Source organism: Paracoccaceae bacterium Fryx2, assembly GCA_032334235.1.
GTDB lineage: Bacteria > Pseudomonadota > Alphaproteobacteria > Rhodobacterales > Rhodobacteraceae > JAVSGI01.
Map to the genome: position 1 here is coordinate 14,714 of JAVSGI010000006.1, position 24,445 is coordinate 39,158.

The following is a 24,445-nucleotide window of genomic DNA, read 5'->3' on the forward strand; positions in this document are numbered from 1 at the left end:
GGGGAACGACCATGAGCACCCGCGCACAGATTGCAATTCAGATTGGTCCCGATGCATGGGCCCATGTTTATTGCCACTACGATGGCTATCCCCGCCACATGCTGCCCGCACTGGCGCGATGGACCCCCGAAGACATCCTCGCCGCCCGCGAGATCCGGCAGGTGCGCGCAGATCAGATCGAGGGGTTTGAGCACCCCCGAGACCCAATCCTGCTGTCGCGCCCGACCTGCCAGTTCTGCCACCTCTACATCTGGCAGGACGGCGCTTGGGCCGAGATCATCCCCGAGCTCTCGGAAAGGTCCCTGCCATGAATCTGCCTCCCAATTGCCTGCCCGAAGGCGAGACTCTCGTAGAACTAGCGCGCCGCGAGTGTGCCATCGGTTTTGAATTGCGCTTTTGCCGCAGCGTCGTTGTCTCGCCCGGTGACCGCGACACCATCACCTGCGACCCGCCCGAGGCGGAGTTTGCCACGCTTTACGCCCTGACCGATCTGGGCGAGGCCATCGCCATCCATGATGTGGAGCTCTCCAACGCAGGGGCGGACGAGGTGGCGGCCGTCGCCCGTGCGCTGTTTGTCGCCATGATCAACGCGCGGCGTGATCCACCCGATGCGGCACAGCGCCACGAGGCCGAACAGGCGGCGCTGACCGATCCCCACCAGATATCATAATTGCAAAGCAATGAAATTGCTTGGATTTAACTACGACAATCGCTGCACTAGAGCGATGGTTGTCACACGAAAACGATGCAACTCAGCGAAGGACGACCAAGCCATGACCATCCGCCGCGCCACCGACAATACCAAAGCCCTCGACGCATTCATGACCACCAAGTTCCAGATCGACGCAATGCTGGAACGGCTGCAGGCCCTCAGCGATGACCATTTCAACACCCACCCGGACGAGATCAACTGGGGTGACGTTGGCACCCTGAACCACTACGCCAGCCTGCTGCGCCAGATTGCCGACAGCGCATTCAAGGAGGGCGAACATGCCGCTTGATCCCGTCCAACGCCAACAGATCGAACAGGACCCCGTCATGACGAAACTCACCGACACTCAGACCATCATCCTCAGCGCCGGGGCCCAGCGCCCCGACAACCTCGCCCTGCCGCTGCCCAAGGGGCTGCACGGTGCGGCAGCGAAGATGGCCGTCACCAAAATGATCGCACATGGCTGGCTGCAAGAGGTCGACGCCAACCTGCGGCGCGGCGAACCCCTCTGGCGCGAGACCGGCGATGGGCTTGGCACCACGCTGGTGGTTACCGACGCGGGGTTGCTGGCCATCGGGATCGAGCCGGTGATGGCCAGTGCCGTAACCGCGTTGCGCAAGACGCAGCTGGACGCTGACCCGCAGCCGACCGCAGCGGAGACGCCGACACCGGTCAATATCCGCGCAGGCACCAAGCAGGCCCAGATCATCGCTCTGCTGCAGCGCCCCGGGGGTGCGGCGATCACCGAGATCGTGGCGGAGACTGGCTGGAAGCCTCATTCAGTTCGTGGCTTGATCTCAGGTGGGCTGAAAAAGAAGCTGGGCCTTTCCATTGCCTCTGAAAAGGTTGAGGGCAGAGGCACCGTGTACAAGCTGGATGCGGCCTGACGCCCTGCATCACCGCACGGATCACCTGCGATGTGGACGAGAGCACCAGCGTTCGAACAAGCGGCGAAGCGTGTAGCTGCGCAGCAATGAGATGCCCACGAAGATCGCGCCGATGGTGAGGTTCTCGCCCAAGCTCGGATGCAGCCCAAACCATGGGAACACCACGATCTGCGTCGCAACCGCCAGCCCGTAGCCCACAGCCACATTGGTAATGGCCTCGATCAGCGACATGCGGCGCGACTGGGTCATATTACCGGTCCCAGAATCTGAAATTTCTCTCGGATGACCTTGGCGGTCTCGGTCGCCTGCAATTCATTGAACACGCGCGCTGCAATGCGGCCCACATTCACGATGATGCAGGCGTTCTCGTTTGGCGGGATCAGCAGCTCCTCGTATTCGGTATGGCGCAGGAACTCACACGGGGCCTCAAAGGTGAGGTGGTCGTCACTCGGGCGGATCAGCCAAAGCACGCCGGCGCAATCATCCGGCGCGTCGATCCGACCCTGCAGAAAAGGTGACAGGTGTTCTTGCACCAGCCCGAATGCGACAGACGGACCAAAGCCGAGCTTGCGCAGGTCCTGTGCCGCCGCAACCGCCACAACATCTCTCCAGCTATACCAGCGCGCCTTTCCGGGCTTTGGCGTGTCTTCCGGCCGAAAGTCGTTCCGGGATATGGCTTGGTTCAGGTCCGCGCGTGTGATCGGAATGATCCGTATGAGGTCGGCGTTTCGCCAGATTGGGACGTCGATAATCATTTCTGTCGTGTCTCCCTGCCAATGGTGATCTCGTTACGATTTTCCAGCTGTGCCTTTCGCCCCGTCGCCATCTCCCACCGCCGCACCGCGACGTCGCAATAGATCGGGTCCAGCTCCATCGCAAAGCAGCGCCGCCCAGCGCGTTCGGCAGCGACGATCTGGGTGCCGGAGCCGCAAAACGGCTCATAGATCAGATCGCCGGGATCCGAAAACGCGGTTAGCACTGCCTCGACCAGCGCCACCGGAAAGACTGCCGGGTGTGATCCGGCGGCACCCAGACCGCCCTTGTGGCGCATGATGCGGAACACGGAGTCCGGTATGCGGTGGCTTTGGATCGCATTGCCGGTTCCGGTTTTGGCATGGACGATGCCGTCGGCCCCGCGCAGACCACCGCCGCCAAGGGTTTCGCCCGCGTGTTTGGACGGGACGGTCTTGTGCGGTTTGCGGGGCGCGCGGTTGAAGTGGAAAATGAACTCGTGCGACGGGGCCAGGCGGCCGTTCCAGTCGCCCGGCAGACCCGGGCCCTGATCCCAGACATACCAGCCAAAGCGTCGCCAGCCAGAGGTGCGCATCCATTCGACCCATCCTTCCCAATAGGGCTGCCACTCACTGTCGCGATGCACGAGACCGAGGTTGACCAGCAGCTGCGCGTCGGTGGTGACCGGTGCTGCAGCAAACACGCCCTGCATCAGCGCATCCCAATTGCTGACCTTTTCCTTGGCCGCGCCGTAGTCGCGCTGTTGGGCATAGGGTGGCGAGGTGAACATCAGCGTCGCCTGTTCGCTCTGTATCAGCTGGGCCACGGCGGCAGAATCCGTTGCGTCGCCGCAGCACAGGCGGTGTTTGCCCAGCGCCCAGATGTCGCCCGGCTTGGTGATCGGATCGGCGGGTGGCTCGGGGATGGCATCAGCGGCATCGTCTGAAATCGCCGGGCGGTCGTCGGCGTTCGCCAGCAAAGCTTCCAGCTCATCCTCGGGGATGCCAATTAGCCCAAGGTCAAAGTCCTCTGCTAACAGCGCCTGCAATTCTTGCAGTAGCAGGGCCTCGTCCCAGCCGCCCAGCTCGGTTAACTTATTGTCAGCGATGCGATAAGCCCGGCGCTGCGCCTCGGTCAGATGGCCCAGAATGATGACCGGTGCCTCGGACAGGCCAAGATGGGCAGCCGCCAAGACGCGACCATGGCCAGCAATCAACTCGCCATCGGCGGCCACCAGCACCGGCACGGTCCAGCCGAACTCGGCCATGCTGGCAGCGATCTTGGCGACCTGATCGGCATCGTGGGTCTTGGCGTTGCGGGCGTAAGGCTTCAGACGGGCGAGGGGCCAATGTTCAATCCGCCCGGGCAGCAGAGGCGCATTCATGCCGCCAGCCTCTTCGCCTTCAGGTCGGCGAAGGTTTCACCGGTTTCGGCTAGGACCGCGTTTGCGCCGGTGAACTGCTGCCAGCGCTCGATGGCGACATCGACGTAGACCGGGTTCAGCTCGATCCCGAAGCACACCCGCCCGGTGGTTTCCGCCGCGATCAGCGTGGTGCCGGATCCCATGAAGGGTTCATAGACCGCCTGACCGGGGTTGGAATTGTTCAGCATCGGGCGGCGCATGCACTCGACCGGCTTCTGGGTGCTGTGGATGGTGGTAGCGTCTTGGTCCTTGTTGGCGATCTTCCATAGCGTGGTCTGCTTGCGGTCGCCAGCCCAGTGGCCCTTGCCGGTCTTCTTGACGGCATACCAGCAGGGTTCATGTTGCCAGTGGTAGTCGCCACGGCTGAAAACGAGGCTCTCCTTGGCCCAGATGATCTGCGACCGGACGTTGAAGCCTACCGCCATGAGGCTCTCTGCCACCTCTGCTGCGTGCAGCGCACCGTGCCAAACGTAGGCGACATCGCCGGGGAACAACGCCCAAGCCTCGCGCCAGTCGGCCCGGTCGTCGTTCAGCACAAGGCCGGTGCGCTTGGTCTTCGCCGCGCCCGTCTGGTTGCGCCAGGAGGGATCGTATTCGACTCCATAGGGCGGGTCGGTCACCATTAGCAGGGGGCGAACATCACCGAGCAACCGCCCGACCACATCAGCGGAGGTGCTGTCGCCGCAGATCAACCGGTGTGATCCCAGCTGCCAGAGGTCACCCGCAACCGACACCGGCGTGACCGGCGGTTCGGGAATGTCGTCTTCGCCCTCAACCGGCCCGTCGCCGCCCAGCGCATCTGGATCCCGCAACAGCGCATCCAGATCTTCGTCGGTGATGCCGAGCAGCGACAGGTCGAAATCCTCGGCCAGCAGCCCCGCGATCTCGTCGCGCAACATTGCCTCGTCCCATTCGCCAAGCTCGGTTAATTTATTGTCGGCGATGCGATAGGCGCGGCGTTCGGCCTCGTCGAGGTGGCTGAGCCGGATCACCGGCACATCCTTCAGCCCCAGCATTGCCGCCGCCAGCACGCGGCCATGCCCGGCAATCAGCTCGCCGTCGTCAGCTACCATGCAGGGCACGGTCCAGCCAAACTTCGCCATGCTGGCGGCGATCTTGGCGACCTGGTCGGTGCCGTGGATTTTGGCATTGCGGGCATAGGGGCGCAGCCGGTCGAGAGGCCAAGTCTCGATCTGGCTCGGTGCGAAGACCAGGTCCATGGGGCGGTTCTCATTCGGGGCAGGGCGGACGTGCCAACGCGCGCGGGCAACATGGCCAGCGACAGGATCGGCATCCGCGATGTGGGGAAAACAAAAACGCCCGCGAGGTTTATCCTCCGGGCGTAATTTCTCAATGATCTATAGGTAGGTCAAGGGGGCTAGAAATGTCAAGTGAAAAAATGACGTGGATTCAATGACTTCTTACGGGGTGGCTTCCGCTGGCTGGCTTCCGGCGGGGTGGCTTCCACAAAGTGGATTCCCTGGATTCCGAAAAGAATCCAGCACGCCAAGATCATGATTCCGCAAGCCTTTGATAATGAGTCGCTTTTTCCAAAATCGAGCGGCAGGTGGATTCCGCCTGGATTCCCCGGTGAAAGTGCCTGTCGCTAGCGAAATGGCGCGCTGCGCCCCCCCGTATACGAATAGGGCCCGGGAGGAACCATGCCAGGGGGGGGCGCTGAGGCTGTTGGCTATGCTTTACCTGAAAACTGGCAAGTCTGAGATCCGCGTCATTTAGCGCGGGCTGCGATGATCTGCACGCGTCTGCCCAGCGCGACAGCCCTTCACTGGTGAGCACCATCGTCTTTTTGCCGAACCGACTGTTGACCGCATCGAACGCCGTCATCAAAATAGATAAATGGCGCGGTACATGGTAATCCCTTTGATTGTGCACGTAAGCCTTGAGGCCGTGAAGCTCGTGGACGGCTTGTCCGCGTTGGATATTGACTAATGTGGAAGTTCGCATTTTTTGAAGCAATGATCTTCAGCGGCCATGTCAACGCGCAAAGCCTCACTTGCGGTTTCGATAAGCAGCGATGGCCTCTTGGGCCTCTATAGGCAGCTCGGCATTAAGTCTCTTAATGATGGCTGGCATATTATCCTCTTGACACGGGAAAAGCCAATTGGTTGGCGCACTGTCGCGCAGGAACGATAGTGCCAATAACTTTGCATATGTGAATTCTCCATCCTTGGGATCGAAATAGCATCCTTTTCGCTCAGCAATTTCTTGGACGATAGTATCGTACGGACGATTTAAGCTTTCTAGCTGCAAATGTTCAGAATAGTATAATCTGATTGCAACGGCCAAACTCCAGATACTTGCCTCTTCCAAGATCGGACTGTCTTCTGCCAATTCAGAAAACTCATCATCTTCCTCGTCAATAAAAAAAAGGTTATCCTTGGGTAGATTTAACAACAGACTGTCAGGATCTATTTTGTTCCAGCCAGAGCAAGGATCAATATGGTCGGCGCCTTTCCAAAAGTCTGTACGCCAACTTGCGACCCCAGGTGTTTCCCATTCCCGCACACCGCCGAAGACTTCCGGATCAACAAGTGCGCGGCGGCGTACATCACCATTGATAGCCAGAGCCGCGATTAGTGCATAGTTTTCTGCATCCTTGCGTCTCTCAAAGACAACACCGGCACTTCCAATACGAACCATTTCGAAGCCACTAGAAGTCTCAGGCCCAACCGATCCGACTCTATAAATACGATAACGCCCGCCCCCACCTCCATGTACTTCAATCCTGCCAGAATAACCGCTGCGACCAGATTCATATTTTAAATTCAACCATACAAAGCCACGTTCGTCTTGATGGCTACGATAAAGTCCGGGACTTATCGTTGTGGTATTAGTCATTGCGAACTCCACCCGACATTCCCCAAGTGGCATGCCGATTAACACCAATATCTCCTGATTTCGCTTGCTGATCAAGCGTTTTGGGCCCTAAGCGGCGTTTGCATGGGTCAGAACGGAGTTGTTGCGCAACTCACGTATGGGCACCTCGATTTTTGACTGTTTTCGCGGCAACGGCAGAGCAGGTTCCGCCTGAAGCGCGTCAGCGACCTTCAGCTGGCCGATTGTTGCCGTGGTTTTTATGATCTGCTGCCCATTTCGCCTCGCGGACCTTCGATTCAGTGCCGTTTTTTGCGATGCGCAGGGCGATCTGCGTCCTTGGCCACCATGCCGGTCGTCTGCCGCAACGGCGGCTTGAACAGAACTTTGATCGTCAGGCAAAACTGGATCGCCGCATCGGAGAACAGAGCGGGCCGACCGGGACTGCCATCATGCGGAGCAAGCCAGGTCATTTCCTTGTCCAGCCAGATTAGCAGCGAGCCTCGCTTCTTCAGGGAGGCTGTATAGCTGGATCAGTTCGTGGTGCGGTAGCGGGCGGGTGATGGCTTGCTTATGTGGCTTGTCTAACCGCATGGATTTACGATGTGAATCGTCCACGGTCAGAGTTGTGTAACAACGCCCGTTACATCGATCACAACTTCCCGGTGCGGCGATTTGCCACTTAACTGGTAGTCTTCGAGCAGACGCAGAAATGTTGCCGGTGAAATGCCTTTTTCGGGAACAACCGGTTCCATTACTTTGAATCGTTCGATGTTCCAGAATGCCCGAAAGATTACCGATAGGTCCGGATAGCTTGGCGGTCGAGATCGCGAGCTGGGACAAGCCGGTAGTGCCGTTCTTCGACAACGCGGATTTCGTCATCTTCCAGCGTCAGTTCAAACAGGGCGATCACCTGATCCTCCATGAACTGCGCAGCTATTGCCCGGCAGCTCAGCCCCGGGAATTTCTGCTCTACGAAGCGGATGTCCTGCGTCGTCTGAACAATACCAATCTGGTCTTTGCCACCCTTCGCCTGCACGGGAATGACGTAGTGACAGCCGCGCTTGTCGAGCCCAATGTAAAGCTCGTCGATCTCAATCTGACCGATGCCTTTGACCGTCGTCCTGAGATGGTTCTGAAGGCTGTAGGTCGTTAACCCCAGAAACGTGTCGATCAATCGGTTGTACCGGACGATCGCAAGCAAGGCCTGTTCGTCATCAAGCGCATAGGCGCGAATGATCTCGGGCGTTGCGTCTGGGATGGACACACGGACGAGGTCTGTACGCGGAACTATTCGGTTAACGCGAACAAGCTTGAAACGATATGCGCCCCTGCCAGCGCCTTCGATGATCCATTCCATTCCCGGTGGCTGGGTGGCGAGAATGTCATCTGGAAGAGCCGTCCGGAACCTGACGGAGTAGATTACATCGCCGAGGTTCTTCGGCAACTTGATGCCCAGCGTCTCTGCGCCATGCTCAAGTGCAATGCGTTCGAATCCAAACGCAGGAACGCCGGGCTGATAACCGTCGAAGAATATCTTCGAGATCAATGCCTGATAGCGATTTGACTTAACCATAGGCCACGCGCGCAGAAATCCGTTCTGCCTCGATGTCGGTTTGCTTGCGCTTCTTCGCGCCGCTTTTTCGGTCACGCCCCGATCTTGGCGGTTCGATTCCAAAATGGGACGATGCCTTTGTGACGTCCATTTCAAGCAGGGCCGGGCTACCCAAGGCTATCGCCTCTGACGGCCGTGAAGGCAAAAACCCTAGAGCGGCGATGACTTGGCTGGCGACGGCGCGCGCCAGCGGAGGAGGTACGGCATTTCCGATTTGCCGCGCCCCGTGCCACTTTGTGGCGTTGAAACGAAACCAGTCTGGAAATCCGTGCAGCCGTGCCATCTCGCGCACCGTGATACAGCGGTCGAACTTGAAGTGAATGGGACGAGGACTGGTGAAAGCCCCGCGTGCGCCATCCGTTCCTGCGCGCAACGTATTGGAAACTCCAGTCTGGGGAAGCTTGAACAGTCGACTGATAGGTTCAACTTCACCTTCCGCTGTTTCCGAAAATCGGCGTCGTGATATGTCAGTGTGTTCCGTGCGCGCGCTGGACGTTAAGACCGCTGGATCCCACTTGCGCGGGTGAGCGAAATGCCATGCATCATTGGAGAGGCAGCGCAACTCTGCGGCGTAGGGCGACGGCTTGCCAAAACGACGGGGCTTGACGGAGTCGCCGTTTGTCAATTCGTGGAAGATTTCTGCATCTGGCAGGTCAGCGAGCGCATCTGCGCAGTTCGGACCATAGTTCAGGTCCCCGTTTGCCCTTCGACCAGCAATTGCAGTCGACGCTGCGGGGTAATCTGGCAAGGCTTCGCCCTTCTTGGCGCCGAACAGGATAAGTCTTTCCCGCGACTGCGGCGTGCCGAAGTTCCCCGCGTTCAGTACGCGCCAAGGCAGTCGCACCTGATAGCCTTTTTCGTCAAAGGCAGCGACCAACTCATTCAGAACTTGCTTGTGATGCCCAACTGTCAGGCCTTTCACGTTTTCGAACACAAATGTGCGGGCGTCCAACTCACTGACGATCCGAACGAATTCGAGGACAAGCCGATTTCTGGGGTCATCGAGAACGCGATGGCCGATCATTGAAAAACCTTGGCATGGAGCCCCCCCGAAGACGCAGTCGACCGTCCGTGTGCCAAGCCCGGCCGCCAGCCGAATTTCCCGTCCTGTCAGTCGCTCGACAGAACGAGGAATTACAGCGGTCTGGGGAAAGTTGAACTTGTGTACGGCACAGTGAACTGGATCAATTTCCACAGCAGCAGCAACATCGAAGCCAGCCTGTTCGAAGCCTAGGCTCATTCCGCCTGCACCTGCGAAAAGGTCTACTCCGATAGGTCTGCCCATGCCACACTCCCTTTGTTCTCAGTCAAGTTACAGGCGCTTGGTTGATTTTGCCAGCGAAAGCGAATGGTTCTGGCTACAGAGATTTATTTCGCGGAGGCTCGCCAGTATTTTTTTGCTAAGCCCACGGTCGTATCTTCGGCATCGCTGCCGCCACTTCTACCTCCCGCAGCATGGCGCCCGCCACCAACCCATCGCGCACCCAATCCAAAGCCTGCCACCAATCCTCATAGCCGCGTCGGGCGGCTGCGATCTGTTCTGGGTGAGGCCGCCAGGTCACTGGGCAGGCGAGGATCTCTATGGTTTTCCAAGTGCCGCGTGCAGTCGGGCCTGGAACCCGTATGCGCTCAACGCCCACCACGATGGTGGCAGCGCGATCGCCATGGCGGTTGCGCTTGATGTCGACTGGCACGCAGCGTGGCACGACGCTAGGCATCCAGTCTGGCGTTATACCCGCGCGTGCCAGTTCGGCCACGCTGATCGCCATACGGATGCCGCCGAGATTGTCAGGCATTCCAGCGATGGTGGCGGCGATCACCTCCGCATCCGTATGGGTGTAACTGCCCATCTTGTGTTGACCACCGTCCACTTTGCATCCCAGCGCCGCGCGCTGCAGCAGGACGTATTCGAGGCCAAACCCGAAGCCTTCCTCGGATACATTCTTTGGTGGAGGCAGTTCCAGCTGCGCTTGTTCCACCCGAAAAGCCCATTCTAGCGCTGCTTGTACGCCCCGCGCTCGTTTCACCTTTGTACCACCCGGGCGGCCAATCCGTCCCTGCATGCTCATGGCAGCGATCTGTCAAAGAGGCTCATTTGCGCTGGGCCTTCCGGCCCCTCGCTCGGCCGCCAGATCCACGGACCCAAGGTCATGGGCAGCTGCGGGAGCGCGCCACGCATGCGCCGCTGCCAGCGGGTGAACTCCGTTGCCGAGCAGGCGCAGAGCGCGTGCCCGATGGGCCAGTCCATCAGCCATCCGACGAAGAGCGGATTGAGCCGCCGTCGTGCCCGGGCTTTCAGGATCCGTCGCGAGACGACTCGCCCATGTGAGGCCATCATTGAAGCCCACAGCGGGCGCGAGATCGGGGCGTGTGGACAGGACCGCTCCCCATGCGCCGTGGTCACCGGGTCCGGGCGGGTGAAGCCCTGTTCCGCCCGGTAGTGCAGGACATCCATCCGGGATTTGCCATCCGCCCGCATTATGCTGGCCTCGCTCGATCCCTTTTTAGTTCTGCGCCGCCGGGGTCGGCCACTGGATCGCCTGCGCACTCAGCTTGGGTTCGCCCCGGCTGTTGATCTTGCCACGCAGCCGTTCGACTTGATCGTCCGCCACTGGCGTTTGCCACTGCGCCGCCTGTGCAGGCAGGGGTGGTGCTCCGCCTGAGCCATAACTCTGACCTGGACCACCCTTCGCGCCATCTGTCGCTTTCGGCGTCGACCAATTCGTGATGCCCCGCGCCAGCGCTTCCGCTTTGCGGGTAAAATCGCTGTTCCCCGCCGGGTTGTAAGTCGCCGTGCCCGGATGCAGGCTCATCGGTGTGGGCTAGGATGAAGATGCGCAACCGCTGGTGCGGCGCGCCAACTTCAGCCGCGCTGAACAAGCCCGCCGCAGGCGTGTAGCCCACGCTTCAAAGCTCTCGCAGGGCTGTTTCAAGGCCGAGGCTGACGTGACCGGCGACGTTTTCAAGGAAGACCCATTCCGGGGCACATTCCCGGATGACGCGGGCGACCTCGGGCCAGAGGTGACGGGCATCGTCGACCCCGCCGCGCTTTCCAGCTGCGCTGAACGGCTGGCAGGGATAGGGTCCGGGTATAGGGCACACTATAACCCCTTGAAATTGTTTAGTGGGTCCGGGTGGTCCGGGTCTTTTCACTTCCTTTTTATAGGGGGTCTGCTTGTCCCCCCCCCTGATAAGTTTTCTGTAATAGACCCGGACCCACCCGGACCCACCCGGACCCAGCATTGATTTTGTTGGATTATTTTAGAGGTGTAGACCCGGACCCTACCCGGACCCTACCCGGACCCTACCCGGACCCAGAGCTGGCAGACCCGGACCCAATCACGCGGTCTGGTCCCAGCCGAGGCTGTTGCGCCGATACCGACGTTCGCGCTGGGCGCTGTTTCCGTGGCCGCCTACGCGGGCGCGGTACTGCCTAAAGCCCATGCTGGTGAGGGTGCGCACAACCCGGTTCTGATCAGCTTGCGTCCAGCGCGTCTTTTTCATACCCAGCGCCTTTTCGAGGATTTCCGCGACGGTCACACCCTCGTTCTGTGCTGTGATGTATTCGAGATAGTGGCGGATCGGCCCGTCCCAGGCATCACCTTGATATCGGTCAGAAGAAGCGATTTTGGCCTGACGACGAGCAGCGCTCAATTTGTGCACAAACAACGATGGCAGGTGTGTCCGTAGCGCAGGTTGCGCAACGCTACGGAATGAATGCGAACCTGATCCATAAATGGCTGCGTGATCCACGGTTTGGTCCAGTTGCTGAGGCCCCAGACGCAGGGGGTGGCGAATGCGACTTTCTCCCCATTGAGGTTGAAGCGTCGGCATTGGCCTTTGCTCCCTTGATGGAGGCCGAGGTGCCCCCAGCACAGGACACCGCTTACGACCATCCGCGTTGACATCACTCTGTCAGACGGCCGTCGCGTTCTGGTCGAGGGCCCAACGGCACTCATAGCAGTTCTTGGTCTGGTGCAGGGGCTGATGGCATGATCCCCCTGTCGATTGGGTTGCATTTCGACGGCACGCAAAATGACACCGCGCCAGGCATTCAGTTGGCCGTTATTCCGACGCGCGTCATTTTCGCCACGCTTAGGATTGATGCCCAGTGCAGGCTGCGAGATAAGCTCGGATCTCTTGAGAAATAATTCGAACTTCAGCAGCTTCAAAAGCTCTGAGATCCTTCACTTGTATGGGACGCGCTCAGAATCGCTTGGATCGACACCGCAATCTGATATGGATGACTCAATCAGAACATATCAAGAACAGTGTGGTCCTATGCCCGTTCATCGAATCGAGAACCCAGTACGTCTGCCTGGCGCGCCTCAACGGCTCGCGCTGATGACGGCGAGCGCAGGGTTTCCTTCGCCTGCAGCGGACGATCTTGAGGAGGAGATAGACCCGATCAGTTGGGTTGTGCGCCATCCGACGTCCACTTTCTGGTGGCGGGTAGAGGGGGATTGTCTATGGGATGCGGGTATTCGGGACGGAGATTTGATTGCTGTGGACCGGGCGGGTAAGCGCCGGGTCGGCCGAGCAGTTCTGGCTGTGGTCGAGGGGGCTGTGACCGCAAAGATCCTGCGCAAGGCCGCCAACCGCTATTATCTGTCCAGCGCCAACGCCAAAGAGCAATTCCCGGACATAGAGCTTACCGCAGACAGCGAAATCTGGGGGGTGATCGCGGGTGTTGTTCGGCGTTACCCCATCGAATGAACCGGCCTATCGCAATTTCGGACAGCGCCAACTTCTACGTCAGCGCGGAACGGATCTTTGACCCCTCTCTCAAGAACGTACCTGTGATTGTCCTGTCCAACAACGACGGCTGCGCTGTCGCCCGCTCGGACGAGGCGAAATCGCTCGGGATCAAAATGGGGGCCCCTTTGCATTTGATCCGGGACAAGATCGCAGCGCATGGGATTCGGGTATTTTCGTCCAATTACACCCTGTACGGCGATATCTCGCGCCGGGTGGTTGAGGTCTATGAGACCTTCTCTCCAGTGGTGGAAGTCTACTCGATCGATGAGAGCTTTCTTGACTTTGGTGGTATCCGGGACCGGGATGCGCACGCGCAAGCCATGCGGGCGCAAGTCCTGTTGCAGGTCGGCGTGCCGGTCCGCGTCGGGATAGGCCCAACAAAGACCCTTGCGAAATGCGCCAATGAGGTGGCCAAACGCAACCCGATCTTCAAGAGCGTGCTGGACATGATGGACCGGTCCGTGACGGACTGGGTGTTGCCACGCGTCCCGGTGGGAGACATCTGGGGGGTCGGCGGTAAGACAAAGGCCAAGCTTGCCCTGCTCGGGGTTCATACGGCGGCGGACTTGAGAGACATGCCCACCCGCCAGGCGCGGGGCTTGGGATCTGTGGTGCTTGAGCGGACGGTCCGGGAACTGCAAGGGGAGCCCTGCCTGGCGCTGGATGAAGCCCCGCCACCGCGCAAGGGGATGGCGGTTACTCGATCCTCCGGTGCCCCGATGCGGGATATTGAGACGGTGATGAGCGCGCTGGCCGCCCACGCGACCCGCGCTGCTGAAAAGCTGCGCCAGCACGGTCTGGTTGCTGGTTCCATCACGGTGTTTTTCCAGACCAGCCGGTTCAACACGGGCAAGCCGCAGCATGCCGCGTCCAGAACGGTGACCCTCACCCCGATGACGTCTGATGCAATGGACCTTGTGCGAGTGGTTCGGGCCTGCGTGGAGGCGGCCTGGCCGAAACAGGGCGGACCCTACGCCTTCGCGAAGTCCGGCGTGATGCTGGATGATCTGGTGGCCGAGGCGGACCGGCCCCGCACCCTGTTTGACGTGATCGACGTATCCACTGAGCGGCCGCATGCGGTGATGCAGGCGCTGGATGCGGTCAATGCCCGGTTCGGCAAAAAGACGATGGTGCTCGCCTCCGAAGGTATGGATCGCCCTTGGGCGATGCGGTCTGCACACCGTAGCCCACGCTATACGACGCGTATTTCTGACTTGCCGGTGGTGCGGTGAAAATAGTAAAAGCAGGGTGCTGATAGTGCTTTTATTACATTTCCACATGATTGGCGTCAGTAAGCTGCCGCATTTTGCGTGTTAAGTTTTTATGATGGATCAAGGATTGTTATTTTGGGCTGTCTCACTTGCTTTGATGTCCAAGGCCGTACCTTTGGCATTGCCGCCCCCACAAGCGTCTCCCGCAGCATCCCGCCTGCCACCAGCCCATCCCGCACCCAAGCCAGCGCTTGCCACCAATCCTCATAGCCGCGACGAGCGGAGGTGATCTGCTCTGGATGAGGCCGCCAGGTGACCGGACAGGCGCGCACTTCGATTGTCCGCCATTTGCCACTGACCATCACCCTTTCCGTTCCGACAACGACGCTGACGGCACGATCTCCATGGCGGTTGCGTTTGATGTCGACGGGCACGCAGTGCGGCACAGCGCCGGGCATCCAGTTGGGCGTGATTCCGGCTTGGGCCATTTCTGCCAAGCTGATTGCCATCCGGATGCCGCCGAGGCTGTCAGGCATTCCCGCGACGGTGGCGGCGATCACCTCTGCGTCGGCATGGGTGTAACTGCCCATCTTGTGCTGCCCGCCGTCGACCTTGCAGCCCAGCGCTCCGCGTTGCAGCAAGACATATTCCAGTCCAAAGCCAAAGCCCTCCTCTGAGACATTCTTTGGCACCGGCAGCTCCAGCTGTGCCCTTTCCACCCGAAACGCCCATTCCAGCGCCGCTTGTACGCCTAGCGGGCGTTTCACCTTTGTGCCGCTGATCCGGCCGATCCGTTCTTGCATGCTCATGGCTGCATTCCTTCAAAGAGGATCATCTGCGCTGGGCTTTTCGGTCCTTCGCTTGGTCGCCAGATCCACGGGCCCAAGGCCATGGGCAGCTGCGAGAGTGCGCCACGCATGCGCTGCTGCCAGAGGGTGAACTCCGTTGCCGAGCAATCGCAGAGCGCGTGCCCGGTAGGCCATCCCATCAGCCATCCGACGAAGAGCGGGTTCAGCCGCCGCCGCGCCCGGGCTTTGAGAATCCGCCGCGAGACGACCCGCCCATGCGAGGCAATCATTGAAGCCCACAGCGGGCGCGAGATCGGGGCGTGCAGCGAGAACCGCCGCCCATCCGGCATGATCACCGGGGCAGGGGGGATGAAGCCCTGTTCGGCCCGGTAGTGCAGGATATCCATCCGGGACTTGCCATCCGCCCGCGTGATGCTGGCTTCGCTCGATCCCTTCCAGTTTTGCGCGGCCGGTGTTGGCCACTGGATCGCCGACGCGCTGAGCTTCGGCTCGCCCCGGCTGTTGTTCTTGCCGCGCAGCCTGTCCACATGGTCGTCCGCCACCGGCGTTTGCCATTGCGCTGCCTGCGCGGGCAGGGGTGGGGTGCCGCCCGAGCCATAACTCTGCCCCGGCCCACCCTTCGCGCCATCCGTCGCTTTCGGCGTCGACCAGTTCGTGATGCCCAGCGCCAGCGCTTCCGCCTTGCGGGTGAAGTCGCTGTTGCCCGCCGGGTTGTAGGTGGCCGTGCCCGGATGCAGGCTCATCGGTGTGGGCCAGGATGAAGATGCGCAGCCGCTGATGTGGCGCGCCGACTTCTGCCGCGCTGAACAGGCCCGCCGCAGGCGTGTAGCCCATGCTCCGAAGCTCTCGCAGCACGGTTTCAAGGCCGAGGCTGACATGCCCGGAGACGTTTTCGAGGAACACCCACTCTGGAGCGCATTCGCGGATGACGCGGGCAACCTCGGGCCAGAGGTGGCGGGGGTCGGCCGCACCACCGCGCTTTCCGGCCGCGCTGAAGGGCTGGCAGGGATATCCGGCCAGCACCGTGTCGAAGGCACCACGGAAAGGCCGAGCGTCGAAACTGCGCAGATCATCCCAGATTGGCGCGGGCGCAAAATACCCTGCGCGCTGGGCTGCGATGAGCACAGCTCGGGGCCAGTCCTCCCATTCGACAAAGGCGCGGGTGTGATAGCTGGGCTCGGCGAGCATGAGGCCCAGATCAAGGCCGCCGCCGCCTGCGCAGAGGGATAATCCATGCCGGGGACGTGACACCATGCCATTCACCGCACCCCTCGCATCTTGAGGCGTTCGGGCGTGACGAGGCCGCGCACCAACATCAGATCGCGGATGCTATTGTTGATCGAGCTGACCGGCAGAAAGCCATCGGCGTTGACCAGCTTGGCATAAAACGCCGCCTTCTCGTCGTCGCTGATCCGGGGAGGGTCTTCGCGCTTGCGCCGCCGTTTTGTCTTCTGGCTCTTGGCGTTCGCAATGGTCGCCTGCGCATCGCGCTGGGCGGCACGTTCCATGAACCGGTCGAGTGCTTTGGGGCCATCGGGCGGATTGGGGTGACCGGCTCGGGTCTCGGTGGCTGTCTCGATAATCCGCTTTTTTGACAGTCCGAGATCATCGATCCAGCGGTGAACATGCGTTCTGGCTGGCCAGCCTTGCCACCAAGCGGGCAGGGTGGCGTTGGCGGCAAAGCCCAGAGTAGTCAGCAGTTCTGCGAAGAACCGATCAAAGTCGGCCTCGCGCGCTTGCGCGTCCTCCTCCTCCTTTACTGGTTTACTTAAAGGTTCCCTTACAAGGTTAGTGTCCGGATTTCGGACACGGCTTTGGCCAATTTTCGGACACGGGTCGGGGCAAAATCCGGACACGGCTTGTCCGTTAATCCCGTGTCCGGAATCTGGACACGGCTCGACTGAAACGGGGTCATTGGGCTCGATTTCAGCCGCAGTTTCAGCGGCAACGCCGGGGGGCGAAAACCCGTGTCCGGTTTCTGGACATGGAACCACATCCGCCGGTGTGAAGCTTGGCTCAAACCTCAGGATGTAGCGCGTGGGCAGCTGTCTTTTGGTCACCGGATCAATGCGCGGTACGCGGCGCAACAGACCCGTGGCTTCCAGCTGGCCGAGGTGGTCGTTCAGCGTCGAGCGGCTGATTTCGCAATCATGCGCCAGCCTGACCTGCGAGGGGAAGCAGCCGTAATCCGGGTTGAACCGGTCGCAGAGATGCCAGAGCACGATCTTGGTGGTAGGTTTCAACCCGCGCTGTTTGATGGCCCAGTTGGTGGCTTCATGGCTCATGGAGCTGCCCTCCGCGCAGGCGGCGCAATGCGCGTGGTGAAGCCATGATCGGCCAGCGTGCCCAGCGCATCGTCGAGGCTGCGCACCAGTGCCCAGCCAAAGCCCTGCGCCAGCACGGCATCGCGAAACGCCTCTTGCTCAGGGCGCAGACGGCCCTTCGGCGCTTTCAACTCGAGGAACAACACGCGCCCGTCGCAGATCACCATCAGATCGGCAAATCCGGCATGAACGCCCATGCCGACCAAAATGGCCTGGCGCTTGGCGCCGCGAGGGCCAGGCTCGGTCACCTCATTGGCGCAGTGATGGACAATTGCCCCCTTGGGCAGCGCAAAGCGCAGCGCGATAACAACAGCGCGCTGCAAATCCGCTTCCGGTGTGCCGCGCTGCTTCATCGCCGCACCTCCGGGTCTGAGCGGTGATTGTCACCCCGCCATGGATGCTTGGCGTCGAGCACGACCAGCAGAATCCGCGCATCTTCGCGCTCCGCTGGGGTATCGCCATGCTGGACCAGAACCTTGCAGGCCATGCGCAGCAGATGGTCTGAATGATGGACAACATCGGCCACGACAATGCGGGCCTCGTGCCGCCGCTCATCGATCCAGTCTTGGCGGGCCTGATCACGCGCGCTGCGCTTGCGAAAGGGAAGGGGGATACTCATCGACGGCCCCCTGCGCGGGCGCGCCGCGGCGACATATCTTCCTGCGTCTCAAGCCAGTCCAGCACGACAGAACGCCGGTAGAGGATCTTCCTGCCCGCCTTCACAAACGCAGGGCCGCGCCGCGCATCGGCCCAGCGCCGAAGCGTCTCATCACAGACGCCGAGTTCCTGGGCGAGGTCGGTGCGGCTGATCCAGCCCTGCAGCAGGGCGCTGGAAGTGGCGCTGGGCGGCGCGGTGAAGCTCTGTTCAAGTCGTGTCATCTGCGTTCTCCCGATTGTTGCCCAGTGCGGGCGAATGTCATTCGAAAGCAGAAACACATGCGCAGGGGTGGCAGGGTGGCAGTGACCGGCAGTGACCGGCAGTGACTTGCCACCCCCCGTGCCACCCCTTGTTTTATTGACTTCGTTGGGTTTCTCGCTGCGCTGCAGCGCGATTTGCAGATTTTGCAAACTCGTCCTGTGCCGTCTCCAGCGCCGACCTCAGCTCCAAATCGACGACATTCGCCAACATTCGACCACTTTGGGCGATTTTCGGGCGCATTCAGGGGTGGCAAGGGTGGCAATGACCGGCAGTGATATGCCGGAATTCGTGCCGGTTGCTGTTTTCATTGGGTTTTTTGAGGTTTTGGCAGCATTGGGCGACAGTCACCCGCATTAAACCATCGGGGCACCAGGTCAGCTCCAAAGCCCCCGGTGACAAATCCTCAATAAAACAAGGGGTGGCACGCATTTTCGAAGTCACTGCCGGTCACTGCCACCCTGCCGGGCGGGTGCGATGATTACCTTGATAGTGTCGCGAATCTACGCGTCATGAACATGCAAAGGAGGTGCATCGATGCCAAGCCGAATTCGTTTGACCGAGAAGGTTCTACGCGACGCCATCCCTGCTGAGGGACGCGACTACCAGATCTTCGATGATGACATTCGGGGATTTGCAGCTTGCATCTATCGGGGCGGCGGGCGCGCTTTCACCTTTGACTATCGCCATGCCGGGCGTCAGCGCAGGATGACCTTTGCGCGCTCGCCAGAATGGTCTGTCACAGCTGCGCGGGACCGTGCGCGGGAATTGCGCCGGGAGGTCGATCTGGGTCACGATCCTCTGGCGGAGCGAGACCAGATCCGCGAGGCCCCTCGCGTGCAAGATCTGATCGATCGTTACCTCAAGGAGCACGTGACCCGACTTTCGACGATGAACGCGGCCGATCAGAAATCCATGGTGGCAAAGCTGATCGCCCCGCACTGGGGCAAAAAGCTGGTCACCGAGATCACGAAAGCGGAGGTCGGGAAGCTTCTGGAAAAGATCGCCGAGGGCAGGGCGCGGCCGCACAAGGCCAAGCCCAACAACCGGGCGCGCAAGCTGCAGGGGCCAAAGCCCACGCCTGTGCGCGCCAATCGCGTGGGTGAGGTGCTGCGCAAGATGTTCAATCTTGCCATCGAATGGGGATGGCGAGAGGACAACCCGGCCAATGGTTTTTATCGACGTATCGAGAGCCCGCGCGAGCGGTTCTTGACCAAGGGCGAAATCGACCGGCTCGCCGCTGTGCTTGATGCCGACCCCGATCAGCGCGCGGCTGGTATCATCCGCATCTGCATGCTGACCGGCGCGCGGGTTGGCGAGGTGCGACAGGCGCGGTTCGAGCAGTTCAACCTCGAGCTTGGCATCTGGTCGAAGCCCGCCGCTACCACCAAGCAGCGTAAGGTCCACCGTGTCCCGATCTCCGAGGATGTGGCCGCCATTGTGCGCCAGCGCCATCTACTGGTGCCCAAGGGCAACCCTTGGCTCTTTCCCGGCGACGTGCCGGGCCAGCCCGTCAAGGAAATCCGCCGTTTTTGGCTACGGGTCCAAAAGGAAGCCGGGATCGAAGACGCGCGAATTCACGATCTCCGCCACACCTTCGCATCGCTTCTGGTCAACGGCGGGGCCTCGCTCGAGATGATTGGCAAGCTTCTGGGCCATACCCAGATGCAGACCACCCAGCGCTATGCGCATCTGCTGGACGCGCCGCTGCGCGCGGGGCTCGATGCCGTGGCCAGTGCGATCCGGCCACGGCTGAAGGTCGTTCAGGATCAGGTGCCGGATCGGAAATCCGCCTGAGGGCACCGTCCGGTCAGGCCTTTTGGGATGTCTTGGTCAGCGCGCGCCAAATCGGTGTAATCCGTCGGCGGATCGAACGCTCGTCTGGCACGTCGTTGCCATCGGAGTGTTCCACGAACCATTCCTGCATCTCGGCGACCAGTTCGCCTTGAGAGGCGGGCAGGCCCCGTTCGTAGATGCGCAGCACAAGGGCCTGCAGCATCCCCTCCCAATCGTAGGGCGAGACCGACCCCGTGCTACCGCTCACCCGGTGGAACATCTGGTTTTTATCCTCAAACCGATACATCTGCTGGCCGGAGATCAGAAGATCGGCAATGGACACTTCGACGCCCCCTGCGGGATCGGTGATCAACATCCAGTCGGTTTGGCCCTTGATCCGCACTCGGCGCACCCTAGCCGTTTGCGGACCTGTGCCGCTGCGACGGAACATCGGCAGGATGTCAAATGCTGCGATGATCACCTCACCAGCGACGATCTTGTCGCCGCACATCGCGGGCGGAATGCCGGTCAGAATGTCGAAATGCCCCGCCGCCGACCATCCGGCAACGTCAGCAATCGTATAGCCCCATCGCGCTGCGACTTCATGGACCGTATGGAATTCTCGTTTTGGCAGCTTCATGCGTGTTCCTGTTTTTGCGTCAGTGCCGCCGCTCGTATCAACGGCGGCCTTGGGGTTGCGGGAGTGCAAGCCGACGGTCGGGCTTCGATCCCCCGAATCATTTTCCGACTCGCTTGCGCTCATATTCTGCACTAGCGTTGGCGTAAGAAGCTGACGTGGAGCGGGCCATGGCCTTCAGAAAAGCTCAGGACCTGATGCGCTTGGCCGAGATGGCCGGGTCGCGCTATCGCGGCGTTTGCCTGAATGACGTCTGCGATGCCTTCAGCGTCAATCAGCGGACAGCACAGCGGATGATGCGCGAGTTCGAAGAGGCATTCCCGGCTTTTCTCCGATCGGCCGATCGTGACAGGCGGCGCTGGTGGAAGCTGAATGACACGCCACTCCTGCGCATGCAGGGTGTCCGCGACAGCGAACTTGCCGCGCTCGACATGAGCATCCGGCGCGCCCAGCGCGATGGGGCGGAGCTTAATGTCAAGGCGCTGGTCTCGTTGCGCGACAGGCTCCTGGCCATAATGCCATCTTCGCATGCCCGTCGTGCCGAGGCCGACGCGGCGGCAATGCTGGAGGCGCAGGGCTATGCCTGTCGCCCAGGCCCACGGACGAAGATTGCTCCAATGATCCTTGGCACCATTGCCGTTGGCATCAAGGCACCGTTCTCGCTGGATATTGTCTACCAAGGGGCTCGGGACACTGAGCCCAAGCCGCGCCAGGTCGAACCCTATGGCTTGCTGCTTGGTGTGCGGCAGTATCTGGTTGCCCGCGATATAGAGAATGGCCGCGAATATCGGCGGTTTCGTCTGGATCGCATCGTGGACGCCAGGATCACGGGGCAATCCTTCCCGCGGGATCCAGAGTTCGACCTCGACGCGTTTGCAGCACAGGCCTTCGGGTCGTTCCACTCTGAGGCTGAATATGGGCCGGTCGTCTGGCGTTTCTCGCCCAGCGCGGCGCCCATTGCGCGTGAGTTCGAGTTCCATCCCACCCAGCAGATCACCGATGAACCCGATGGCAGCCTGCGCGTCGAGTTCACCGCCTCAGGTTGGATCGAGATGGTCTGGCATCTTTACCAATGGGGCGATCAGGTCGAGGTGATTGCGCCGGTGGAGCTGCGCGCGATGGTGACGGGGTTTCAGCGGGGGGATTTGGGGGTGTTGCCGTGATGGTGCTAAGGGCGGGAAGCCGTCATTCGCTGCACATCACTTGAAAGGCAGCAATGCGCAATAATGGGTTGCACGCCTCCTACTGAAGTGGCAAGATTAACTCCGAGCGCGTGGGCAGATTTTACCGTTGTGTGTTCGCGACGGATGAAACCATCGTCAGGTGGATATGCCCTTTCGGGTTTCCTTCAGCATATTTTATGTGACCCTTCGGTTGCCTAAGAGTGCCCACGGGCTCACCAAAACAGATATTTGATGGGTCATATGAATTCTCTATCCAGATTTAGATCGTGCAAAAACATCTCTGATCTTGCTTATCTCGTCGGATATCAGCCCAAGACGTTATCCTACATTCTCTATAAAATCCCAGACAAGTCGAAGTATGTGGAGTTTGAAATCCCAAAGGCGACGAAGGGCGTTCGAAAGATATCTGCTCCGATTTCCGAGCTTAAACTCGTCCAAAGTCGGTTGGCACACGTTCTGCAAGATTGCCTGATGGAAATTGAGAAGGAGCAAGCCAGTGGCGAAAATTGCATTATATCTCATGGTTTCAAGCGCCATCTGTCAATCTCAACGAATGGCTCCCGGCATGTCGATAAAAAGTGGGTTCTGAATTTTGACCTGAAGGACTTCTTCCCCTCGATAAATTTTGGCAGAGTGCGTGGCTTTTTTATGAAGAACAAGCACTTCTTGCTGGAGGAGAAGGCAGCCACTATAGTTGCGCAATTGGCGTGCCATAATAATGCTCTTCCTCAAGGTGCGCCCACATCTCCGGTAATATCCAACCTCGTAGCCAACCATCTGGACATTAGACTTTCGAGAGTTGCCACGAAGAACAGATGCACCTACACACGCTATGCTGACGACATAACGTTCTCCACAAATAAAAGTGACTTCCCGAAAGGCGTTGCTGCAGATCGTAATGATGGTAGCCCATCTGGAGACTGGGAGTTATCTAAAAAGATTCGCTCTGAAGTTAAAAGATCGGGTTTTGAAGTAAATCCTGATAAAACTCGAATGCTTTTCAGAAGGTCTCGACAAGACGTAACCGGACTCGTCGTAAATACAAAAGTAAACGTCAAGCGCGAGCTCTACAAGCAGGTTCGAGCTCAGCTGCATAGTTTCATTAAAGATGACGTTTGCTCTAAGAAAGTTAAGATCGGAGGTGTGGAAACCGAGGTGGTAGTGTCAGAGGCCGCACTCCAAGGAATGCTTAGTCACATTTTCTGGGTAAAGGGTGCCGAGTTTAACTACAGGAGACTTAATAAACCTACAGGCCCCCAAGAACCAGGTTTCTACAGGGAGTATCGACGCTTCCTAGATTACAAAACTTTTGTGGCTTCTCCCCAGCCCGTAGTTCTTTGCGAGGGGGTAACCGACAATATATACATCCAGTGCGCAATTAAGCGTAGCAAAGTCGCACGGCCGAAACTGCAAGATGCCGGGTCTTCAAGCGGCTTGGCTATTAAGCTGTTCCAGTATCCAAAAATCGGAAGCAAATTGAGAGTTCCAAGCTCGGTTCAGCACCTCAATGGCGGCACTGGGGACCTTAAAGAACTTATCTATAAATATAAGGGTCGCACAGATGGCTTGGCAGACAGAGGATTCATTTCTCCCGTTATCCTCTTGGTCGATAATGATCAGGGGGCGAGAGATGGTCTTTGGGGGGCAGTCAAGACTGCATCGGGCGCAAAGAAGAACGTTGATGGAACAAAGACATTTTATCACATCACCAAAAATCTTTACGTCGTACCGACCCCTAAGCTGATCGGCGGAAAAGATAGCATGATAGAAGACTTTCTTCCTTCCTCGGTCGTATCGCAAGTTCTTGGTGGAAAGATATTCAACCCGGATGAGAAGACGTTCGACAAGAAAAAGCACTATGGAAAACGCATCTTAGCTGAGAAGGTTTCAAAAGACCAAGCGAGCATTGATTTCGCCTCCTTCTCCGCAATCCTTGACGTTATAGAGGAGGTTTTGGACCATTTCTCGGCGCTCCCACGGGTCCACGGTCGAGTAAAATTGTGATGTTTCATCCAATTCAATCGAAAGTCGAGACCAGCCGTTCGCCGCGCTGCTCACGGATGGCAGGTTTGGGCCGTTTGCGATCAAGATCGGGCGGGGTAGGGTGAAGGTCTACATCAACGCCACATCAACAGTCGAATGTGGTTTAGACGCTGGGTTTGCGGCCGAATGTGGGCGAATGTCGCCGAATGCGGGGTCGGTAACTTTGCGAAATCAAAGGCTTGCGGGCTAAGTGATTGATTTTCATAACTTATTGGAATCGTTAAATTATAGGCTCATAACCTGAAGGTCGTCAGTTCAAATCTGACTCCCGCAACCAAATTACTGAAATATATCAGATGCTTAGTTCCTTAGCAAAACACTGGGGGATTGTGCGTGCGATTTCATGTCAACGCCATGTCAACGTTTGGCAAGTCGCATAAAAAGCGAAGCAAACAAGGCGTTTCGCCCGCTACAGTCATTTGCCTGTGAACTGAGAGGCAATCGTCCAGCCCACCATTTAAAGCGATCGACCTTTGTCTGCTGTCAGCCTCGTTCTTGGGGCATCACGTAGCGCGTGTTCGCTTTGTGTCGCCAACATTAAGGGCGGAGAGCCGCCATCGCTGCATCTGCGCGATCACACCCT

29 protein-coding genes, 1 tRNA gene and 2 pseudogenes are annotated in these 24,445 nt (G+C 59.4%); 11 read left to right on the forward strand and 21 right to left on the reverse strand.

Annotated elements, in window-relative coordinates; translation table 11 throughout:
* Nucleotides 1-11 precede the first annotated feature (11 nt).
* The 4 genes from RNZ50_25435 to RNZ50_25450 all read left to right on the forward strand — a co-directional run bounded on the left by RNZ50_25435 (nucleotide 12) and on the right by RNZ50_25450 (nucleotide 1,599).
* A complete protein-coding gene (locus RNZ50_25435) occupies nucleotides 12-311 on the forward strand; it encodes a hypothetical protein (protein MDT8858307.1) in 300 nt (99 codons plus the stop codon).
* Nucleotides 308-670 (forward strand): hypothetical protein, encoded by a 363-nt coding sequence (locus RNZ50_25440; protein MDT8858308.1) that lies wholly within the window; start codon nucleotides 308-310, stop codon nucleotides 668-670. Before RNZ50_25435 ends, RNZ50_25440 begins: the two co-directional genes overlap by 4 nt.
* A gap of 103 nt (nucleotides 671-773) precedes the next feature.
* Nucleotides 774-1,001: a hypothetical protein gene (locus tag RNZ50_25445; GenBank protein MDT8858309.1), complete on the forward strand. Its 228-nt coding sequence runs from the start codon at nucleotides 774-776 to the stop codon at nucleotides 999-1,001.
* Nucleotides 1,002-1,038: 37 nt separating this feature from the next.
* Nucleotides 1,039-1,599, forward strand: a complete 561-nt coding sequence (locus RNZ50_25450) for a DUF3489 domain-containing protein (protein MDT8858310.1) — start codon at nucleotides 1,039-1,041, stop codon at nucleotides 1,597-1,599.
* Between the two features lie 21 nt (nucleotides 1,600-1,620).
* On the opposite strand, the gene RNZ50_25455 is transcribed toward RNZ50_25450, so the two are convergent.
* The 13 genes and pseudogenes from RNZ50_25455 to RNZ50_25515 form a co-directional block, all read right to left on the reverse strand.
* Nucleotides 1,621-1,848 carry a hypothetical protein gene (locus RNZ50_25455; protein ID MDT8858311.1) on the reverse strand — a complete coding sequence of 76 codons (228 nt, stop codon included), beginning with the start codon at nucleotides 1,846-1,848 and terminating at the stop codon, nucleotides 1,621-1,623.
* Nucleotides 1,845-2,354, reverse strand: a complete 510-nt coding sequence (locus RNZ50_25460; protein ID MDT8858312.1) for a hypothetical protein — start codon at nucleotides 2,352-2,354, stop codon at nucleotides 1,845-1,847. Before RNZ50_25460 ends, RNZ50_25455 begins: the two co-directional genes overlap by 4 nt.
* Complete coding sequence (locus RNZ50_25465) at nucleotides 2,351-3,715, reverse strand: site-specific DNA-methyltransferase (protein ID MDT8858313.1); 1,365 nt, start codon at nucleotides 3,713-3,715, stop codon at nucleotides 2,351-2,353. The genes RNZ50_25460 and RNZ50_25465 overlap by 4 nt, the downstream gene beginning before the upstream one ends.
* Nucleotides 3,712-4,974 carry a site-specific DNA-methyltransferase gene (locus tag RNZ50_25470; protein MDT8858314.1) on the reverse strand — a complete coding sequence of 421 codons (1,263 nt, stop codon included), beginning with the start codon at nucleotides 4,972-4,974 and terminating at the stop codon, nucleotides 3,712-3,714. Before RNZ50_25470 ends, RNZ50_25465 begins: the two co-directional genes overlap by 4 nt.
* A gap of 790 nt (nucleotides 4,975-5,764) precedes the next feature.
* Nucleotides 5,765-6,613 carry a hypothetical protein gene (locus RNZ50_25475; GenBank protein ID MDT8858315.1) on the reverse strand — a complete coding sequence of 283 codons (849 nt, stop codon included), beginning with the start codon at nucleotides 6,611-6,613 and terminating at the stop codon, nucleotides 5,765-5,767.
* Nucleotides 6,614-6,930: 317 nt separating this feature from the next.
* Nucleotides 6,931-7,104 (reverse strand): annotated as a pseudogene (locus RNZ50_25480) (transposase).
* Between the two features lie 105 nt (nucleotides 7,105-7,209).
* Nucleotides 7,210-7,344, reverse strand: coding sequence for a hypothetical protein (locus RNZ50_25485; protein ID MDT8858316.1), 135 nt, complete (start codon nucleotides 7,342-7,344; stop codon nucleotides 7,210-7,212).
* Between the two features lie 38 nt (nucleotides 7,345-7,382).
* Entirely contained in the window at nucleotides 7,383-8,240 is an 858-nt protein-coding gene (locus RNZ50_25490) for an endonuclease (GenBank protein ID MDT8858317.1), read from the reverse strand.
* The gene (locus tag RNZ50_25495; GenBank protein ID MDT8858318.1) at nucleotides 8,158-9,489 is read right to left on the reverse strand and encodes a DNA cytosine methyltransferase; all 1,332 of its coding nucleotides are present in this window, start codon (nucleotides 9,487-9,489) and stop codon (nucleotides 8,158-8,160) included. The genes RNZ50_25490 and RNZ50_25495 overlap by 83 nt, the downstream gene beginning before the upstream one ends.
* A 115-nt stretch (nucleotides 9,490-9,604) precedes the next feature.
* Nucleotides 9,605-10,273, reverse strand: a complete 669-nt coding sequence (locus RNZ50_25500) for a hypothetical protein (protein MDT8858319.1) — start codon at nucleotides 10,271-10,273, stop codon at nucleotides 9,605-9,607.
* 435 nt (nucleotides 10,274-10,708) lie between these two features.
* Nucleotides 10,709-11,017 carry a hypothetical protein gene (locus tag RNZ50_25505; protein MDT8858320.1) on the reverse strand — a complete coding sequence of 103 codons (309 nt, stop codon included), beginning with the start codon at nucleotides 11,015-11,017 and terminating at the stop codon, nucleotides 10,709-10,711.
* A gap of 94 nt (nucleotides 11,018-11,111) precedes the next feature.
* A complete protein-coding gene (locus tag RNZ50_25510) occupies nucleotides 11,112-11,447 on the reverse strand; it encodes a DNA cytosine methyltransferase (GenBank protein MDT8858321.1) in 336 nt (111 codons plus the stop codon).
* Nucleotides 11,448-11,543: 96 nt separating this feature from the next.
* Nucleotides 11,544-12,038 (reverse strand): hypothetical protein, encoded by a 495-nt coding sequence (locus tag RNZ50_25515; protein MDT8858322.1) that lies wholly within the window; start codon nucleotides 12,036-12,038, stop codon nucleotides 11,544-11,546.
* A 158-nt stretch (nucleotides 12,039-12,196) separates the two neighbouring features.
* Between RNZ50_25515 and RNZ50_25520 the strand changes: the two genes are divergently transcribed.
* From RNZ50_25520 to RNZ50_25530, 3 genes are all read left to right on the forward strand, one after another.
* Nucleotides 12,197-12,355: a hypothetical protein gene (locus RNZ50_25520; protein ID MDT8858323.1), complete on the forward strand. Its 159-nt coding sequence runs from the start codon at nucleotides 12,197-12,199 to the stop codon at nucleotides 12,353-12,355.
* Between the two features lie 130 nt (nucleotides 12,356-12,485).
* On the forward strand, nucleotides 12,486-12,920 hold the full coding sequence (locus RNZ50_25525) for a S24 family peptidase (GenBank protein MDT8858324.1): 435 nt from the start codon (nucleotides 12,486-12,488) through the stop codon (nucleotides 12,918-12,920).
* On the forward strand, nucleotides 12,917-14,194 hold the full coding sequence (locus RNZ50_25530; GenBank protein ID MDT8858325.1) for a Y-family DNA polymerase: 1,278 nt from the start codon (nucleotides 12,917-12,919) through the stop codon (nucleotides 14,192-14,194). The genes RNZ50_25525 and RNZ50_25530 overlap by 4 nt, the downstream gene beginning before the upstream one ends.
* A gap of 89 nt (nucleotides 14,195-14,283) precedes the next feature.
* On the opposite strand, the gene RNZ50_25535 is transcribed toward RNZ50_25530, so the two are convergent.
* From RNZ50_25535 to RNZ50_25565, 7 genes and pseudogenes are all read right to left on the reverse strand, one after another.
* On the reverse strand, nucleotides 14,284-14,982 hold the full coding sequence (locus tag RNZ50_25535) for a hypothetical protein (protein MDT8858326.1): 699 nt from the start codon (nucleotides 14,980-14,982) through the stop codon (nucleotides 14,284-14,286).
* Nucleotides 14,979-15,725: a DNA methyltransferase gene (locus RNZ50_25540; GenBank protein ID MDT8858327.1), complete on the reverse strand. Its 747-nt coding sequence runs from the start codon at nucleotides 15,723-15,725 to the stop codon at nucleotides 14,979-14,981. Before RNZ50_25540 ends, RNZ50_25535 begins: the two co-directional genes overlap by 4 nt.
* Nucleotides 15,721-16,236: pseudogene (locus RNZ50_25545) on the reverse strand (DNA cytosine methyltransferase). The gene RNZ50_25540 and the pseudogene RNZ50_25545 overlap by 5 nt, the downstream one beginning before the upstream one ends.
* A gap of 5 nt (nucleotides 16,237-16,241) precedes the next feature.
* The gene (locus RNZ50_25550) at nucleotides 16,242-17,267 is read right to left on the reverse strand and encodes a helix-turn-helix domain-containing protein (GenBank protein ID MDT8858328.1); all 1,026 of its coding nucleotides are present in this window, start codon (nucleotides 17,265-17,267) and stop codon (nucleotides 16,242-16,244) included.
* Nucleotides 17,264-17,659 carry a VRR-NUC domain-containing protein gene (locus RNZ50_25555; GenBank protein ID MDT8858329.1) on the reverse strand — a complete coding sequence of 132 codons (396 nt, stop codon included), beginning with the start codon at nucleotides 17,657-17,659 and terminating at the stop codon, nucleotides 17,264-17,266. The genes RNZ50_25550 and RNZ50_25555 overlap by 4 nt, the downstream gene beginning before the upstream one ends.
* On the reverse strand, nucleotides 17,656-17,925 hold the full coding sequence (locus RNZ50_25560) for a hypothetical protein (protein ID MDT8858330.1): 270 nt from the start codon (nucleotides 17,923-17,925) through the stop codon (nucleotides 17,656-17,658). Before RNZ50_25560 ends, RNZ50_25555 begins: the two co-directional genes overlap by 4 nt.
* A complete protein-coding gene (locus RNZ50_25565; protein ID MDT8858331.1) occupies nucleotides 17,922-18,185 on the reverse strand; it encodes a helix-turn-helix domain-containing protein in 264 nt (87 codons plus the stop codon). Before RNZ50_25565 ends, RNZ50_25560 begins: the two co-directional genes overlap by 4 nt.
* Nucleotides 18,186-18,759: 574 nt before the next feature.
* Between RNZ50_25565 and RNZ50_25570 the strand changes: the two genes are divergently transcribed.
* Nucleotides 18,760-20,019, forward strand: coding sequence for a tyrosine-type recombinase/integrase (locus RNZ50_25570; protein ID MDT8858332.1), 1,260 nt, complete (start codon nucleotides 18,760-18,762; stop codon nucleotides 20,017-20,019).
* Nucleotides 20,020-20,032: 13 nt separating this feature from the next.
* Here the strand turns inward: RNZ50_25570 and RNZ50_25575 are convergent, their stop codons facing one another.
* Nucleotides 20,033-20,761 (reverse strand): hypothetical protein, encoded by a 729-nt coding sequence (locus tag RNZ50_25575; protein MDT8858333.1) that lies wholly within the window; start codon nucleotides 20,759-20,761, stop codon nucleotides 20,033-20,035.
* 44 nt (nucleotides 20,762-20,805) lie between these two features.
* Here RNZ50_25575 and RNZ50_25580 point away from each other — a divergent pair, with 44 nt between their 5' ends.
* The 3 genes from RNZ50_25580 (at nucleotide 20,806) to RNZ50_25590 (ending at nucleotide 24,139) form a co-directional block, all read left to right on the forward strand.
* Nucleotides 20,806-21,798 carry a WYL domain-containing protein gene (locus RNZ50_25580; protein MDT8858334.1) on the forward strand — a complete coding sequence of 331 codons (993 nt, stop codon included), beginning with the start codon at nucleotides 20,806-20,808 and terminating at the stop codon, nucleotides 21,796-21,798.
* A 261-nt stretch (nucleotides 21,799-22,059) separates the two neighbouring features.
* A complete protein-coding gene (locus tag RNZ50_25585) occupies nucleotides 22,060-23,823 on the forward strand; it encodes a retron Ec67 family RNA-directed DNA polymerase/endonuclease (GenBank protein ID MDT8858335.1) in 1,764 nt (587 codons plus the stop codon).
* Nucleotides 23,824-24,009: 186 nt separating this feature from the next.
* Nucleotides 24,010-24,139: transfer RNA gene (locus RNZ50_25590), tRNA-Met, on the forward strand.
* The last annotated feature ends 306 nt before the right edge of the window (nucleotides 24,140-24,445 follow it).

What these genes read in the sequence shown, in the direction of transcription:
- RNZ50_25435 (MDT8858307.1), top strand. Translation starts at nt 12, where the DNA reads ATGAGCACCCGCGCACAGATTGCAATTCAGATTGGTCCCGATGCATGG.
- RNZ50_25440 (MDT8858308.1), top strand. Translation starts at nt 308, where the DNA reads ATGAATCTGCCTCCCAATTGCCTGCCCGAAGGCGAGACTCTCGTAGAA.
- RNZ50_25445 (MDT8858309.1), top strand. Translation starts at nt 774, where the DNA reads ATGACCATCCGCCGCGCCACCGACAATACCAAAGCCCTCGACGCATTC.
- RNZ50_25450 (MDT8858310.1), top strand. Translation starts at nt 1,039, where the DNA reads ATGACGAAACTCACCGACACTCAGACCATCATCCTCAGCGCCGGGGCC.
- RNZ50_25455 (MDT8858311.1), bottom strand. Translation starts at nt 1,848, where the DNA reads ATGACCCAGTCGCGCCGCATGTCGCTGATCGAGGCCATTACCAATGTG.
- RNZ50_25460 (MDT8858312.1), bottom strand. Translation starts at nt 2,354, where the DNA reads ATGATTATCGACGTCCCAATCTGGCGAAACGCCGACCTCATACGGATC.
- RNZ50_25465 (MDT8858313.1), bottom strand. Translation starts at nt 3,715, where the DNA reads ATGAATGCGCCTCTGCTGCCCGGGCGGATTGAACATTGGCCCCTCGCC.
- RNZ50_25470 (MDT8858314.1), bottom strand. Translation starts at nt 4,974, where the DNA reads ATGGACCTGGTCTTCGCACCGAGCCAGATCGAGACTTGGCCTCTCGAC.
- RNZ50_25475 (MDT8858315.1), bottom strand. Translation starts at nt 6,613, where the DNA reads ATGACTAATACCACAACGATAAGTCCCGGACTTTATCGTAGCCATCAA.
- RNZ50_25485 (MDT8858316.1), bottom strand. Translation starts at nt 7,344, where the DNA reads ATGGAACCGGTTGTTCCCGAAAAAGGCATTTCACCGGCAACATTTCTG.
- RNZ50_25495 (MDT8858318.1), bottom strand. Translation starts at nt 9,489, where the DNA reads ATGGGCAGACCTATCGGAGTAGACCTTTTCGCAGGTGCAGGCGGAATG.
- RNZ50_25500 (MDT8858319.1), bottom strand. Translation starts at nt 10,273, where the DNA reads ATGAGCATGCAGGGACGGATTGGCCGCCCGGGTGGTACAAAGGTGAAA.
- RNZ50_25505 (MDT8858320.1), bottom strand. Translation starts at nt 11,017, where the DNA reads ATGAGCCTGCATCCGGGCACGGCGACTTACAACCCGGCGGGGAACAGC.
- RNZ50_25510 (MDT8858321.1), bottom strand. Translation starts at nt 11,447, where the DNA reads ATGCTGGGTCCGGGTGGGTCCGGGTGGGTCCGGGTCTATTACAGAAAA.
- RNZ50_25515 (MDT8858322.1), bottom strand. Translation starts at nt 12,038, where the DNA reads ATGCCGACGCTTCAACCTCAATGGGGAGAAAGTCGCATTCGCCACCCC.
- RNZ50_25520 (MDT8858323.1), top strand. Translation starts at nt 12,197, where the DNA reads ATGATCCCCCTGTCGATTGGGTTGCATTTCGACGGCACGCAAAATGAC.
- RNZ50_25525 (MDT8858324.1), top strand. Translation starts at nt 12,486, where the DNA reads ATGCCCGTTCATCGAATCGAGAACCCAGTACGTCTGCCTGGCGCGCCT.
- RNZ50_25530 (MDT8858325.1), top strand. Translation starts at nt 12,917, where the DNA reads ATGAACCGGCCTATCGCAATTTCGGACAGCGCCAACTTCTACGTCAGC.
- RNZ50_25535 (MDT8858326.1), bottom strand. Translation starts at nt 14,982, where the DNA reads ATGAGCATGCAAGAACGGATCGGCCGGATCAGCGGCACAAAGGTGAAA.
- RNZ50_25540 (MDT8858327.1), bottom strand. Translation starts at nt 15,725, where the DNA reads ATGAGCCTGCATCCGGGCACGGCCACCTACAACCCGGCGGGCAACAGC.
- RNZ50_25550 (MDT8858328.1), bottom strand. Translation starts at nt 17,267, where the DNA reads ATGAGCCATGAAGCCACCAACTGGGCCATCAAACAGCGCGGGTTGAAA.
- RNZ50_25555 (MDT8858329.1), bottom strand. Translation starts at nt 17,659, where the DNA reads ATGAAGCAGCGCGGCACACCGGAAGCGGATTTGCAGCGCGCTGTTGTT.
- RNZ50_25560 (MDT8858330.1), bottom strand. Translation starts at nt 17,925, where the DNA reads ATGAGTATCCCCCTTCCCTTTCGCAAGCGCAGCGCGCGTGATCAGGCC.
- RNZ50_25565 (MDT8858331.1), bottom strand. Translation starts at nt 18,185, where the DNA reads ATGACACGACTTGAACAGAGCTTCACCGCGCCGCCCAGCGCCACTTCC.
- RNZ50_25570 (MDT8858332.1), top strand. Translation starts at nt 18,760, where the DNA reads ATGCCAAGCCGAATTCGTTTGACCGAGAAGGTTCTACGCGACGCCATC.
- RNZ50_25575 (MDT8858333.1), bottom strand. Translation starts at nt 20,761, where the DNA reads ATGAGCGCAAGCGAGTCGGAAAATGATTCGGGGGATCGAAGCCCGACC.
- RNZ50_25580 (MDT8858334.1), top strand. Translation starts at nt 20,806, where the DNA reads ATGGCCTTCAGAAAAGCTCAGGACCTGATGCGCTTGGCCGAGATGGCC.
- RNZ50_25585 (MDT8858335.1), top strand. Translation starts at nt 22,060, where the DNA reads ATGAATTCTCTATCCAGATTTAGATCGTGCAAAAACATCTCTGATCTT.